This window comes from Adhaeribacter pallidiroseus, assembly GCF_003340495.1.
Classification (GTDB): domain Bacteria; phylum Bacteroidota; class Bacteroidia; order Cytophagales; family Hymenobacteraceae; genus Adhaeribacter; species Adhaeribacter pallidiroseus.
The window spans coordinates 4,875,421-4,890,556 of sequence record NZ_QASA01000001.1; the positions used below are offsets into that span (position 1 = coordinate 4,875,421).

Here is a 15,136-nt window from a genome sequence, read left to right on the forward strand (position 1 = left end):
CATTTCTTGTATAGACGCTACCAACCAGATTTTATACTCTGTTTGCGGCACATTTTTTAAAAAATTGCTGTGAATTATAATTACGGAACGGTAAGATTTAGGAAAAACCGGAGACCCGCTGAATCGCCAGGAAGCAGGGTTTACCAAATAAACTTGCTTGTTATTTAAGAAACAGGTATTTCTTCGAGCTTGTAGCCTACGCCGTGAATGGTAGAAATTTTAAGTGTAGAATCTGGTCGCAGGTACTTGCGGAGTTTGGAGATAAAGACATCCATGCTTCGGGCTACAAAATACCCATTATCCTGCCAAACCGTTTTTAAAATAACGTCGCGTTTAACAATGGTGTTTAGCTGCAAGCCCAGCATCCGGAGTACATCGGCTTCTTTTTGAGTAAGTTGCAGTTTTTGATCTTGCACCCACAGTAATAAATTGGCATAATCGAGCCGGCATTCGCCAAAATAAACAAAAGAATCGTTTTGCGGTTTGGCGGGAGTTGAAACAGCAGTTCGCTTGAGAATAGCCTTTAGGCGGAGGTTTAGTTCTTCGAGCCGGAAGGGTTTGGTTACATAATCGTCGGCGCCCAGCCGTAAACCCTGAATCCGGTCTTCGGGCTGGGCTTTAGCCGTTAAAAATAGAATGGGCACGCGGGTGTTTATTTTCCGGATTTCCTGGGCCAGCGTAAATCCATCGAGCACGGGCAACATCACATCCAAAATACAAAGATCAAAAGTTTGCCGGGCAAAGGCTTGTAAAGCAGTAGCGCCATCGCGGCATAATTGCACAGTATACCCTTGTTGTTCCAGGTTATCTTGGATCAAAAAACTTAAATTTTCGTCGTCTTCCACGAGTAATAAATGCGCCATTGTGCTAGTTCGAGAATGCTCTGATCAGAAGCCTTTAAGCGCTGAAAGGCAAGTACAATTCAAAACAACTGCCTTGGTTTTCCTGGCTTTTTATTTGAATTGTGCCTTGATGGGCCTGAATAACTGTTTTAACGTAACTTAACCCTAACCCAAAGCCCCGTACATTGTGGATGTTGCCGGTAGGTACGCGGTAAAAAGTATCGAAAATACGGGACTGTACTTCTTGCCGGATGCCTGAGCCTTTATCGGCAATCGAAATAAGAATGCCCTGGTGGTAATTACGGGTCGAAATTTTAATTTCCGGTACTTGCGGCGAGTATTTTTCGGCATTGTCGAGTAGGTTAAACAAAGCATTGGTCAGATGTAAGTTGTCGGCCTGAATAACAGCTTGAGTTGCTTGTAAATGACAGGTAACCTGACCGGCCCGTTTTTGCAACCGCAAACTAAGGCGTCGCAAACTTTCTTCGAGTAATTGGTGCACGTTGGTTTTGGTTTTGGTAAGCGCCATTTTCTTTTTTTCCAGTTCGGCTATTTGCAGTACCCGTTCTACTTGTTCTTTTAAACGCTCATTTTCCTGAAAAATAATGTCGTGGTAACGTTTGGTTTTAGCCAGTGGCAAAGGAGTATCCGCATTTTTAAGTATTTCGCTGGCAATAGCTATGTTGGTTATAGGGGTTTGTAACTCGTGGGTCATGTTATTAATAAAATCGGCTTTTAATTCCGTTAGCCGTTTCTCCTGCAGGATAGAATACAGCGTATACCCAAAAAATACCACTACCACGAGTAAAGCTACCGTGGAGAAAACCCAAAGCTGCATTTCGCTAAAGATGTACGTAGTTTTAGAGGGAAAAACTACCACAAAGTTATAATGGCCCGCAGGGACATTTGGGGTGAGCACTGCTTGGTCTGGATGTAGCTTTTTTTCTTTAATAGTGGCTGGCACGTAATTACCAAACACCAGCGTATCGTCTTCGGCTTTTAAGATTCCGTACTCGTACGGAATGGTAATATGCCGCCGGGCAAATTCGTATTTCAATAAAGTATCCAGTTCCTGCGCTCTAACCGGAGCATTTACTTCGGCCAGAAAAGAACTGGAAGCTATTTGCCGGATAGGTTTAGACGGAGCTGCGCCCTGGGCTTTTCCCAGCAATTGCTGCACGGCATTGCTTAAAGCTACCTGCACCGACAGATTAAATTCTTTTTCTTCAGATTTAAAAGCTTTGTTTAACCACAAGAGCTGAACGGTTAATAAACCACCCAACGCTACAATGGCCATTACAATAATTATTCTTATTTTCTTTCGGCTCATAATTTTAAAAATCTTGGAGGTACAGCCCTTTTGGCCAGGTATAAAGTACAACGTTGGGAAATCGGTTACAAGAGCGCTCGGCGACTCTCTTTTTTAAATTTTACTCCGGCAATTACTCTTTTATCCACTGCTCATATTTCGCGCGAAGCAGCTTTACGGCATTTTCCTTACCGGGTGTTAATCCGTAAATTGTTAAATTTAAGTAAGGATCATTTAAATAATCATCTGGTTTGGTAACCATGATAAAAGCACTGGTCGCTTTTTGCGCCCCGCAACGCTTGTCGCCACCCGCCGCCGAACCCGCTTCTAAAGCGATCATTAAAACATCCGAAATACTACGTCGCTCTTTTTGAGCTTTTAATACAGCTTCCAGAATAATTTTAAGCTGGTTTTCGTGGGCTAAGGTATTGCCTTGTACCGATACACCGCTGGCCGTTAAAGCTCCGTTATAAGCAGCAGTAGCTTGGCCCGTGTAAGTTTTCGGATGCGCCATGTTGCGGATACTTATCACGGCATACTGCTGCTGCTCCGGATTATATTTAGGATTTCGCATTTCCGCTATTATTTGCTCGGGAGTAGCATTGGCTTCCAGCATTTTCAATCCTTTTTTTCGGGCACTGTTGCTGCTCCTGGCTTGCACGATAACCGCTCCCTTGCCCGGAATAATTGCACCGATGCCGTAACAATTATAGCTGCACGAAGCTCCGGCAATGCCAATTTCCTTGGTAACCGGATCAATAACAATAATAGACCAGGTAGCAAACAAAGGCAGATGCCCCAGGAACACCAGCCCAGCCGTTAAGCTAAACTTTAGCAGGAAACTTACCATTCTAAAAAAACTATAGCCTAGAGAACCATTGGCTCATTTCTTATCAAAAATACCTGATTATTCTACTTTTCAGCATTTTTTAACATTTCATTAACATCTTTTTACAAATCATTAACCAGGTAGCGTGCATTTGCCCGGTATGTTTGCCCAAACAGAAAAGTTATATGCAAAAACAACCGGTTCATTTATTTTCAAAATTAAATTACCTGATTTTACTAGCCGGCTTAAGTATTTTAATCCTGGGCTTTAGCATAATGTGCCTGGATGATCAGCCTTATGGTTTTGGATGGCTGGGCTTAACCGTTGGTCCGGGATTAGTGATGGTTGGGTTACTAGTGCCTTTTGGTTCTATTCTGACGGGCTTTGCCGGTAAAAATTTAAAAAAAGTGCCCGATGCTTACCGCCGCTTTAACCGGTATACGGGTTGGCTGGTATTTACGGTAGCTTTAGGGGTTTACCTGCTAACGCTGGAACCCACGGCGAGTTTCTGGGATTGCGGCGAATTTATTGCAGCGGCTTACAAATTGCAGGTGCCGCATGCCCCGGGCGCGCCTTTGTTTTTATTATTGGGCCGGTTGTTTTCTTTACTGGCTTTGGGTAACGGTACTCAGGTTGCGTTCTGGATAAATAGTATTTCGGCGCTAGCCAGTGCTTTTACCGTACTTTTCTTGTTCTGGACAATTACGATCCTGGCCCGGCGCCTGGTAGTAGAACCCGGAATTACCCCCACAAAGCAGCAAATAGGATTAATTATGGGCAGTGGTTTGGTGGGGGCGTTAAGCTTTGCTTTTTCCGATTCGTTTTGGTTTTCGGCAGTAGAGGCCGAAGTTTATGCCTTATCGTCGTTTTTTACAGCGTTTGTGGTTTGGGCGATGCTGCAGTGGGAAGGTAGCCCTACGCCGGCTACCGGTTACCGGTGGCTGTTACTCATTGCCTACATGATGGGCCTTTCCATTGGGGTACACTTGCTTAACTTACTGGCTATTCCGGCTATGGCTTTTATTTATTACTATCGCCATTATTCATTCCGCTGGCGGGGCGCTTTGTTTACTTTTATTCTGAGTTTACTGCTTATTGGCGTAATGATGGTGGGCATTATTACGGGTCTGCCCAGTTTAGCCGGCGCTCTTGAATTATTTTTAGTAAATGTTATGGGTTTGCCTTTCCGGAGTGGCTTGCTGCTTTTTGCGGTATTGTTTGTGGGTTTACTGGCGTACGGTTTACGACAAGCACACCAGAAGCAAAAAACAACCCTGCAACTTTATTTACTTAGCTTTATTTTTATTTTGATAGGTTATGCAGCTTACCTGATAATTCCGATACGGTCTAATTACAACCCCTTGCTCGACGAAAATAACCCGGAAGATGTACTTAGCTTTATTTCTTACCTGAAACGGGAGCAATACGAGCAGCGCCCTTTACTCTACGGCCCACAATATGCGACGGAACTGATCGACCAGGAACAAGGCCAACCCGAGTACGTGCCCGGCAAAGAAAAATACGAAGTAGCCGATTACAAAATAGTACCCGTCTACGATCCTAAAGGTCTGCGCCTTTTGCCGCGACTGTATAGCAACGATCCCAATCACTTAACCGAATACCAGAAATGGGTAACCATCGACCCTAATAAATTACCTAGCTTCGGGCAGAATTTGCTTTACCTGCTGCGTTATCAGTTAGGCCACATGTACGGACGGTATTTTCTCTGGAATTTTGTGGGCCGCGACAGCGATGTGCAGCACGCTGGGGTAAACTGGCCTTGGAAAAGTAATCAGGCTTTACCCCACACCATAGCTACCAACAAAGCCCGTAATGCTTACTTTGCCTTACCCTTGCTACTAGGTTTAGCGGGCTTGTTTTACCAATACCGCGTCCGGCGAAAAGATGCCGCTGTAGTTGGTTTGTTGTTTGTATTTACCGGAGTAGCCATTGCTTTTTACCTGAATCAACCGCCAGTAGAACCCCGCGAGCGGGATTATGCTTTTGTGGGTTCGTTTTATGCCTTCGCGATTTGGCTGGGTTTGGGAATACCTGCCCTAACCTCAGCCTTACAAAAGATTTTTAAAAATTTGTGGTTACCAGTTGTATCGGCAACCAGCCTGGGCTTACTGGTAACCTTGCTGATGCTGCAACAAAACTGGAACGACCATGACCGGTCGAACCGTTACTTTGCGGTGGATATGGCCCATAATATTCTGGCGGCATGTGCCCCTAATGCCATATTGTTTACCAACGGCGATAACGATACCTTCCCGTTGTGGTACGCCCAGGAAGTAGAAGGCTTCCGGACGGATGTGCGCGTGATTGTATCTACTTATTTAAACACCGATTGGTACATTGATCAGATGAAGCGACCAGCTTACCGGTCGGCACCCTTGCCTATCTCGTTGCCGCAAGAGCAATACCGGTTTAGCACGAATAGCTATTTACCCTACGTTGCGCAGCCGCAGGTAGCCGCGGGCATAGACGTTACGCAATTTATTGCCTTGGTAAAGCAAAACCACCCGGCGCTTCAGGTGCAAGCGCAGGATGGCCGCATGTTTTTATCTTTCCCCACTAAAAAATTCTTTTTACCCGTAAACAAAGCCGCGGTTTTAAGCAGCAATAGCGTACCGGCCAGTCGGCAAAACTTAATCGTAGACCAGATGAACTGGGAAATTTCGCCGAAAGGCTTGGAGAAAAAGCAGCTTATTTTGTTTGATATTCTGGCTACTAATAACTGGCAACGACCAGTTTACTTTTCCTCCACGCTCAATCAAAACGATTTTATGTATCTTAAACCATACCTGCAAAACGAAGGCATGGTATACCGGTTATTGCCCGTAAAAGAACCCACGGTTGGTCCGGAGCCCTACGTAGCGAAGGAAATTATGTACCACAACCTGATGCAGCAATTCCGCTGGCGCAACTTACAGGACGCCTCTATTTATTACGACGAAACCTACCTCAACACGCTTGTTTCTAATTACCGGCAACAGTTTTATGAATTAGCCGAAGCTTACTTCCAAAGCGGCCATCCGGAGAAAGCACGGGTCATCATAAACCATTGTTTAACGGTATTGCCGGATCAATCATTGCCGTTCGATTTTCAAACGGTTCCCTTGGCGGAATTATTGGCCAAAACCGGGGATCAGAAAAAGAGCGAAGCAATCCGGGATAAGATGACGAAACGGACAACGCAGGCTTTGCGCTACTACCTGAATGGGAACAATGCGTTATTTACCCGCGAAATTCAATTGAATTTAATTACGTTGCAGCAACTAACTGTAACCGCTCAAAATTTAAACCAACCGCAGCAAGCCGCCAAACTAGAGCAGGTATTTTTAAATTATTACAACCGGTTGTAAAGTAAACAGCTAAGTAACAGGACAAAATTAAGTTGATAAAACCTGAATTTAAGTAATTGATTATTAATTCATTAACGATCTAACAACGAACAACTAAAAACGACCAACTACTTACTTTGTTTGGGATGAAGTTGCTACCTGCTTAAAATTTTAACTACCGTGCGGCGGTTAATTTGGTGCTCTAGTTCCGAACAAGTCACTCCATCTTTGCAGTCGTTTAATAACTGCGATTCGCCGTATCCTTTGGCTATTAAGCGGTCCCGGGACACTCCCTTGGAGATCATGTACTCCACAGCGGCTTCCGCCCGTGACTGGGATAATCGTTGGTTATAAGTCACTGTTTGGCGACTATCGGTATGCGAACCTAATTCAATCCGAATGGTGGGGTTATCTTGTAAAATCCGGACCAGTTTATCTAATTCCGGCATAGCCTCCGGGCGGATATTAGCCTTATCAAAATCGTAATAAATATTTTCGAGAACAATGGTGTTATTAAGCGTATTCCGGTTTAAAGTAATGTTAAACGTAATTAAGTTTACCTCTGCTCCGCAGTCCGGAGTGAGCTCCGCCGAATTAAACAAGTAACCTTCTTTACTGGTTCTAATGGTGTAAGCCGCTCCGGATTTAACCGGAAACGAAAAATTACCCTGCGCATCGGAGTAAGTACGTAAAGCCGTAGTATCGCCGGCGACATAAGCCCGAATTAACACTTGTGAAACCGGGCTTTCGGTATAAGTTCCCCGGGGGCCGATGATCCGTTCAATTACTTTACCAGCCAAGGTGCACGGGGTTTGAATAAGGTTAAACGCGTAAACATCGTCGGTACCGTCAGCATTGTTCCGGTTAGAAGATAAAAATCCTCCGTTTTGGGTTTCATCGAAAGTTATTCCAAAATCATCGGCAGGAGAATTCAGCGGAAATTTTAAATTTTTTAAATTTTTCCAATTTTCCCGGGCTCCCTCGGCTTCAAATATATCCAGGCCGCCCATACCGGGGTGCCTTTCGGAAGAAAAGTATAATTTACCCGCGGCGCTTACTGTTGGAAAAGATTCTTTACCACTGGTATTAATTAATTTACCGGCATTTACCGGCTTGCTCCAGTTTCCGTTAGCTTCCCGGGTGCAATAATAAATATCGGTTTGGCCCAAGCCGCCCGGCATATCCGAAACCAGATAAAGAGTTTGCTCATCCGGGGAAAGCGCCGGGTGCCCCACCGAGTACACTTCCGGGTTATTGTACGGAAAAGGTTCTGGTTCGCCCCAGGTTTGGTCTTTTTTGCGGGAGACAAAAATTTCGAGCCGGTTTATATACGCCTCTTCGTTAGCGTTGAACTTTACCCAGCTAAACGGATCGGTATTGGTTTTGATAGCTGCCCCTTTTTGCTGATTAATGCGGGTAAAATATATGGTCTGTCCATCGGCGGAAAAAGTAGCGGAACCATTGTGGTATTTATTATTGATATTTTTATCAAAGGCCTGGGGCGCTCCGTATTGTCCGTTGGCTTGTTTGGTAGCCGAGTATAATTTCGGAAAAGGTTTACCCGTCCAGCCAGACGTATTTTTCTTTTTGGTATTGCCAATGGGCCGGTCGGAAGTAAAAACTAAATTATTTTGAAAAACAACCGGGCTAAAATCCGAATTGCTGGAATTAATACCTCTAGGCTTTTGCAGTTCGTAAGGCTGTGGTTGAATTAACCATTGTTGCGCGCTGTCGCAGGCGGCCGCTAATTGATTCGCCACCACGGCTTGTTCCGGCACCCGCTGCCCATACTGAAGATAATGTTGCTTAGCTTGTTCGTAATGGCTATTTTTACGCGCAGCATCGGCAGCGTGTTTTAAGGCTTCCGGCGCTGCCTCCGGAAACTGAAGCACCCGGTTATACCAAGTCTCTGTTTCTTTAGCTTTGTTTAGCTGGCGGTAACATTCGGCAATTTGCTGGGTAAGGTATAAGGTAGGCTTTTGCCCTTTTGTTAATTGCTGATACGCAGGTAAAGCTAGGGCGTATTGGAACCGCTTAAACAAAGCATCGGCTTCTTTCAAAGTTATTTTTTGCGCCATTACCGGTTTGCTGGCCCAAACCAGCAAGATAAAAGCAAATACAAAAAACCTGAACTCTAACCTCATGAAACATAGCAGGTACCAATACTGGACCCCAATTAAAAATAACGGATACTTAAGGTGCGGCTTTCTTCTTTCCGGAAGAAGTAAAAGCCTAAAGATAGTTCATGCCCGGCATATTCGCGCAAGCTGGTTAAGGTAAAATCGTGGGCATAGCCCACCTTTACTTTCTCACTCAGGTAAATCTCGGTCGCCAGTGCCCAAGCGTTTGATACATTCAGCTCTTGCCCATTACCTTTAAACGATTTCGTACCGGTCCGATAAGAGCCCCCTAACCAGATGCGGTCGCCAATTAACATAAAAGCGTTTAAATCAATATTAGTTGGGCTTTTAAAATCTTCTTTAATTAAAAAACTGGGTTTAAAAGTTAACCAGTCGTTTAACGGAATAATGTAGCCGGAAGTCAGATAAAAATGCCGGGCTGGGGTAGCCACAAACTTATTTTTAAATTTTATAAGGTTAGATGCTGATAGTCCCACGTAAAGACGTTGATTATTAAAAAACAAACCGGCTTTGGTATCAGGTAATGAAGTACTTATTTTGGTAGTTGGGATGGTAGGATCAAAGTTCGGGTTGTTAGTTTGCAACAAAGTACCATCGGTATAATACTGCGAAATCCCGGCTGCGATGCCTAAAGCAATCCGGGCATTTTCGGCTACTTTTACCCGGAAAGCAGTATTGGTTAGCACGCTTTTTTGCCCTTGCGCGCCAATTTGGTCGTTAATGAGCAGCAATCCTAATCCTACTTTTTGTTTGGCTATGGCCCCATCTACACTAATGGTTTGCGTAGTGGGCGCACCTTCTAAACCTACCCATTGCGTGCGGTAAATACCGTTTACATTAACAATACCCTTACTGCCCGCATAAGCCGGGTTAATGCCTAACCCATTAAATATATATTGCGTGTACTGCGCATTCTGCTGAGCCCAACTGTTTAAGCTCAGCAATCCCCCTATTACCAACAGTAAAAATTTTTGCATATTCTACGGATGATGTTTTAACAGCTTTATGGCTATTGGTTTATTTATTTTTAAAATTTTAATTAACAACCTTGTTGATCGGGGCTGGTTATACTGCTGTTGAATAGCAGAGCCAGACACCTACTTATTTTACCGCATAATCATCACATAGCCCTTCTGGGTTTTGTAAGTACCGTCGCAAACTTTTACCCGGAGCACGTAGTAATACGTTCCGTCCGTCAGGTTGCTACCGTTCCAGTTATTCTGGTAGGCTTTCGCTTTGTATACTTCACTGCCCCAACGATTAATTAAAACCACCTCATTATCGGGGTAATTCTGAATATTGGTAACTGTCCAGGTATCATTTACGCCGTCGCCGTTAGGAGAGAAAACGTTCGCTACTTGTAAGTTACTGAAGCCAACAGTAGGATCAACGGTTAACGAGGTAGCGGCACTGCTACAAGTACCTGTTTGCGTGGTTACCCGAATGATGCCTTCTTTACTGTTTTCCGGTGCAGTTACGCGTATCAAGGTTGATCCCTGGCCATCTACAATCTGCCAGCCTTCGGGTACCATCCAGTTATAACTGGTAGCCCCGGCTACTGCATCTACGGTGTACACCAAGCCAATGCAAGCCGTGCTTTCATCTTTAATTTGCAAAGGAGCCACGGGCGATGCGTTTATGGTTACTGCCAAAGTACCCGGATTACTGCTCACACAATTATTAAAAGCTACTACCGAGATTTCACCGGGTTCTGAGCCAGCGGTGACGGTAATCTTGTTGGTGTTCTCGCCGGCTGTAATTTTCCAGGTAGGGGGCAAGCTCCATTTGTAACCGGTGGCTCCTCCTACGGGAGCAATCGCATAAGTTAATTCGGTTTGATTGGAGCAAGTAACCGCCGGCCCCACCATAGAACTAATACTAATATCGGAAGCACTCCCCGGCGTTACTAACACACTGGAAAAATCGCTTATCCCACAACCGCTAATAGCTTGCACCGAAACGGTAGCCGCCTGCGTACCGGCAGTTACCTGAATCTGGGTAGTACCCTGCCCGGCGGTAATAATCCAACCCGTAGCCGGACTTATTTCCCAACGATAAGTTGTAGCTCCCGGTACGGGATCAATCTTATAGGTAATATTACTTTGGTTACTGCAAATTAAAGAATTGCTGTCGCCGCCAATAGCACCCGGAGTAGCAATGGCCTGAACCGATGAAACTACGGCCAAGCTACCGGTAACACTCGCGGTACAAGCCGCGGTAGCCGTTACTTCTACCGTACCAGATGCTTCACCAGCTATTACCTGAATCGAAGTAGTACCTTGCCCTGATTCTATTACCCAATCCTGAGGTACTTTCCAGGTATAATTAATGGCTCCTTTAACGGCGGCAATCTGGTATACTTGCTCGGTACTGCCGGCACATTGTTCCTGCGCGCCAATAACTTGAATGGGTTCTGCAGCTAAAGTAGATATGTTCACGGCAAGCGTACTCGCAGGACCAGGTCCGCAGCCACTAATGGCTTTTACCGAAATAGTACCATTTTGCTCACCTGCCCGCACTTTAATGGAGTTGGTGCCTTGACCCGATATAATCTGCCAGCCATTTGTTTCGGGAACTTCCCACAAATACCCGGAAGCTCCGCTCACTTCAGCAATAGTGTACGTTAAATTTATTTCATCAGCACAAGCTTGATTACTTCCGGTAATAGCACCTGCGGTTAAAGCAACTTCTTCGGTAACACTTACGGGCAAGCTACTGGGAGTAACCGCCACACCACAGCCATTTTTAGCCAATACCGAAATGATACCGACATTTTTAGCCGCCATTACTTTAATACTAGCCGTACCTTGCCCTGTCGTAATTTGCCAACCGGGTGGTACCGTCCAGATGTAGTCCGAAACATTATTATCCGGAGTGACCTGATACGTTAATTCTGACGCATTACCGCATACCAAATTACTACCCGTAATAGCGCCTAAGATTGTTGGTTCGGTAGTACTGGTTTTAACAGTCAGCGTAGTAGCGTCACTTTCAAAACAAGCATTTTTAGCTCTTACTAAGATAGTGCCTTCGGTATCAGTAGCGGAAACGGTGATTTCGGAAGTTCCTGCGCCGGATGTAATAACCCAGCCGGAAGGTAAACTCCAAATGTAACTGGTAGCACCTGGTACTTCGGCGGCTTTATATTTATTACCCGTACTGCTACTACAGGCCACGGTTTCGCCGGTGATAGTTGCGGGAGCATTAGGTTTCGTGTTAACCGTAACTGCTAAGGGAGTACTGCTTTTACCAGGTCCGCAGTTGTTATAAGCTACCACGTAAACAGATCCGCCGGCAGTTCCGGCAGTAACCGTAATGCTGTTAGTAGTTTGTCCGGAAGTGATCGTCCAGCCTTGTGGCACTGTCCAGACGTATAAGGAAATGCCGGGTATTGCGGCTACGGAGTAAGTTAAATTTTGCTCGTTAACGCAAGCCGTTGGTTTACTAGCGACAATAGCGCCAGGAGTAGGTGGCTTGGTTGTAGAAGGTGTTATTTTCTTCTGACTAGCTTCTCCACTTTCGCCGCAAATGTTTTTTGTTTTTACAGTGATAAAACCCTCCGTTGCTCCCGCTTTTACTACAATTTGCGTAGTTCCTTGGCCCGAGATAATTGCCCAGCCTTCGCCGCTTGGTATGGACCAAGTATAAGAACTAGCTCCCGGTACAGCCTTAATAGAATACCGCAGGTTGGTATTACCGGCACAGATACTGGCGTTTCCGGTAATGGCACCAGGAGTTGGCGGCGGCGACTTAACCGGAGTAACAGTTACTGTTTGCGCAGCGCTGGCCCCACACGCATTTACTGCCGCTACGGATATAATTGCTGGTTCGCTGCCAGCAGTTACGGTAATGGTTTTTTGGTCGGGGCTGGTAGCTGTAATTTGCCAACCCGCTACTGGTTTACCATCTGCACCCGTTATTTGCCAGGTATAACCACGGGCTCCGCTTACTCCGGCTACGGAGTATATTAACCCGCTAGTTCCTGCGCAAAGAGCAGTTGTACTAGCCAGAATACTTGCAGGGGTACTTACTACCGCCTGTGGCGTAATGGTTACCGATTGCTCCTGACTAGAACCACATTCGTTTTTTAAAATAATTTTTAAAATTCCTCCGCCCGGCTTGATTAATACGGCCACCGAATCCAAAGTAGTGTTGCCAACTAATTCCAGATTACCGGATGCTTGCCAGGTAAAAGAGGTAGCCCCCAAAGCCTGTGCCCGGTAAATAACCGTGTTGTTGGCACAAGGAGCAGCCGATCCGGTAACAGACACCGAAGAAATATTATTAATAGCCGTAACGGGAATGGCTGTTGCTTCAGAAGTACCACAATTATTAATTGCCGCTACCGTAATGGTTCCGGTGGTATTAGCAGCTGCTACCGGCGGAGTAACACTGATTTGGTTCGTTCCCTGGCCTGTTAAAGACCAACCCGCGGGTACTGTCCAGAAGTAACGAATACCTGGTTCGCCGGTTACGGTAAACAACCCACTTGGGGATCCTACGCATACAGCTGAAGGTCCCGTAATAGCTGATGGTTTAGGCGGATCAGCTAGCGACGGCGTAATCCGGATAGTACTGGCAGGACTTGGTCCACAGTTATTTTTAGCTCTTACCGTAATTAGTACTTCTTTCTGCCCGGCCTTTACCTTTATTTCGGTTGTATTCTGCCCCGAAACAATTTGCCAGCCGCCTTTATCTGTTGAGTCGTTGGGTGTACCAATTACCCATTCGTATCCGTTAGCATTAGCTACGGCATCTATGCGGTAAGTAAAAAAAGTTTCGTTATTACGGATACAAGGGTTTAAGCCATTAGGGTCCGGTGTAGTAATTGGTCCGGGAGGAGCAATTAGTGCAGTAGATGCCACAACTTCCAGTACCGCGGGGTCGCTGTCGCCACAACCATTATTTACCGTAACCGCAATAATACCTTCTGCCGCTACAGGTTCGTCCGGCGTACTAACGGGTAACTCAACCGTAATGGTATTAGTTGGTGATTCGCCATTTTCCGGAGGAACAATTTTCCAGCCGCTCGGCACAATCCAGGTATACGACTGTACGCCCGGAATAGCAGTTACGCTAAAAACATTGGTTTTACTGCCGATACAAACCGAAGTGGGGCCGGTAAGCCTGCCCGGATCAGGAATCTTGGCGCAAATTGCCGGAACGATACTAGCTGAGTTATTATCAAAATTATCATCTGTAACAGTACCCAGAATAGTGGCCGTATTTCCAATTCCACCCGGATTTTTAATTCTGACTTTAACATTAAGCGTTATAGTTTCACCGTTTCTGAATTCGGTGCCCAACCATTGAAAAACCCGGGAATCCCGGTTATACGAAAATGCATTGACCTGTTTTCCCGGAATAGAGCTTTGCGCACTGGCATCTATGTACTCCAAGTCAATATCTAACTGATCTACTATTTTAACGTTGTAATCATTGATAGGACCGTAATTGCGGGCTACAATTGTAAATGTAACTTCCTCGCCTACTGAATAAGGATTAATTCCATTAGCGCCTAAACTTTTAGTTATAGTAATTCCTAAATCGGTGGAAGTGGTAACCGGATTATTTTTGTTTAAAACCACTTTATCGCTTAACGACAATAAACGCCCCCCATTTACCACCGCTTCTTTTCCGAGCCTAATCGAATTTTTTGCCAGAATATTACCAGCCATATTGGCGCGGGCACCGATATTCACCGTATCGGTAACTTGCCAGAAAATATTCATGCGCCGGGCATTATTTAACAACCGGATGGTTGTATTGGCCGCCGTAATCAATCCGCCCTTCACCTGAAAAATAAAAACGGCATTTGGGTCGTTGGCGGCATCCAGGTTAATAGTACCGCTTAAAGTAGCAGTGCTATTAAAAGTATATACTCCCGGCCCCAAAATTTGCCCGTTGATAGAAGTACCCGTTACATCTTTACCCGGAGTAGTAGTTAAATTGTTTATGAAATTAAAAGCCGTCTCTAAATCGGCTTGGGCTTTTTGAGCGGTGGCATTTCCCAGGTAAGTAGTTCCATTAATCATACTGGCTGTAAAGCCTTGCAAAACATTACCCGGCCAAACTCCAAGATTACCACTTACTTTGGTAACATCTTTATTATATATGCCAGTAGCTGCTAATATGGTAAAATCCCCGGCAACCCCTAATGTTGGTTTAGATTGGGAATAACTATAAAATACCACATTAATAAATACAAAAACAATAAGTATAATTTTTTTCATTTAATCCATTTGGCAATATAATCTAACTCGCATTGTTCATCAGCTTTTAAATTAATGTTAAATGCAATTTTTTATTTAGCAAATTTATTTAATTAGTTGATTTTATACTAATAAGTTTTAAAATAAAAAACTGTATTATAATAAAATAAGCTTAATAATCAATTAAATATCAGGATAAACGATAAATTAAAGCCTTAACCTTAGACAATCTACTTTACTTGCATAATACAACCAACAATATTAAAATATAGTTAACATCTACAAGTATTTTTTATATAACTATTTCATTATTTATCTTAACAAAATCTATAAATATATCAATGCACGCTGGCTGCTAAGCTTATGTTTGCCTTGTATTAATACTATATTGTAGCTGTTGTATTTTAAGAAAGTGTAAAACACTTTCTTAATGGTTGTAGCAATTTGGAGGAAATT

7 protein-coding genes are annotated in these 15,136 nt (G+C 44.5%); 1 reads left to right on the forward strand and 6 read right to left on the reverse strand.

All coding sequences use genetic code 11. The features are described from left to right. Positions 1 to 164 precede the first annotated feature (164 nt). From AHMF7616_RS19470 to AHMF7616_RS19480, 3 genes are all read right to left on the reverse strand, one after another. Complete coding sequence (locus tag AHMF7616_RS19470; RefSeq protein ID WP_115374397.1) at positions 165 to 863, reverse strand: response regulator transcription factor; 699 nt, start codon at positions 861 to 863, stop codon at positions 165 to 167. A 34-nt stretch (positions 864 to 897) separates the two neighbouring features. After that, positions 898 to 2,172 carry a sensor histidine kinase gene (locus tag AHMF7616_RS19475; protein WP_115374398.1) on the reverse strand — a complete coding sequence of 425 codons (1,275 nt, stop codon included), beginning with the start codon at positions 2,170 to 2,172 and terminating at the stop codon, positions 898 to 900. A 112-nt stretch (positions 2,173 to 2,284) separates the two neighbouring features. Continuing rightward, complete coding sequence (locus AHMF7616_RS19480; RefSeq protein WP_115374399.1) at positions 2,285 to 3,001, reverse strand: DUF1028 domain-containing protein; 717 nt, start codon at positions 2,999 to 3,001, stop codon at positions 2,285 to 2,287. Between the two features lie 164 nt (positions 3,002 to 3,165). Between AHMF7616_RS19480 and AHMF7616_RS19485 the strand changes: the two genes are divergently transcribed. Continuing rightward, positions 3,166 to 6,348, forward strand: a complete 3,183-nt coding sequence (locus AHMF7616_RS19485) for a protein O-mannosyl-transferase family (protein ID WP_233507663.1) — start codon at positions 3,166 to 3,168, stop codon at positions 6,346 to 6,348. 134 nt (positions 6,349 to 6,482) lie between these two features. Here AHMF7616_RS19485 and AHMF7616_RS19490 read toward each other — a convergent pair whose 3' ends face one another. The 3 genes from AHMF7616_RS19490 to AHMF7616_RS19500 all read right to left on the reverse strand — a co-directional run bounded on the left by AHMF7616_RS19490 (position 6,483) and on the right by AHMF7616_RS19500 (position 14,701). Continuing rightward, complete coding sequence (locus AHMF7616_RS19490) at positions 6,483 to 8,471, reverse strand: OmpA family protein (RefSeq protein WP_115374400.1); 1,989 nt, start codon at positions 8,469 to 8,471, stop codon at positions 6,483 to 6,485. A gap of 32 nt (positions 8,472 to 8,503) precedes the next feature. Then, complete coding sequence (locus AHMF7616_RS19495) at positions 8,504 to 9,445, reverse strand: PorP/SprF family type IX secretion system membrane protein (RefSeq protein ID WP_115374401.1); 942 nt, start codon at positions 9,443 to 9,445, stop codon at positions 8,504 to 8,506. Positions 9,446 to 9,574: 129 nt separating this feature from the next. Then, positions 9,575 to 14,701, reverse strand: a complete 5,127-nt coding sequence (locus AHMF7616_RS19500; RefSeq protein WP_115374402.1) for an ice-binding family protein — start codon at positions 14,699 to 14,701, stop codon at positions 9,575 to 9,577. Between the last annotated feature and the right edge of the window lie 435 nt (positions 14,702 to 15,136).

What these genes read in the sequence shown, in the direction of transcription:
- AHMF7616_RS19480 (WP_115374399.1), bottom strand. Translation starts at nt 3,001, where the DNA reads ATGGTAAGTTTCCTGCTAAAGTTTAGCTTAACGGCTGGGCTGGTGTTC.
- AHMF7616_RS19475 (WP_115374398.1), bottom strand. Translation starts at nt 2,172, where the DNA reads ATGAGCCGAAAGAAAATAAGAATAATTATTGTAATGGCCATTGTAGCG.
- AHMF7616_RS19485 (WP_233507663.1), top strand. Translation starts at nt 3,166, where the DNA reads ATGCAAAAACAACCGGTTCATTTATTTTCAAAATTAAATTACCTGATT.
- AHMF7616_RS19495 (WP_115374401.1), bottom strand. Translation starts at nt 9,445, where the DNA reads ATGCAAAAATTTTTACTGTTGGTAATAGGGGGATTGCTGAGCTTAAAC.
- AHMF7616_RS19470 (WP_115374397.1), bottom strand. Translation starts at nt 863, where the DNA reads ATGGCGCATTTATTACTCGTGGAAGACGACGAAAATTTAAGTTTTTTG.
- AHMF7616_RS19490 (WP_115374400.1), bottom strand. Translation starts at nt 8,471, where the DNA reads ATGAGGTTAGAGTTCAGGTTTTTTGTATTTGCTTTTATCTTGCTGGTT.
- AHMF7616_RS19500 (WP_115374402.1), bottom strand. Translation starts at nt 14,701, where the DNA reads ATGAAAAAAATTATACTTATTGTTTTTGTATTTATTAATGTGGTATTT.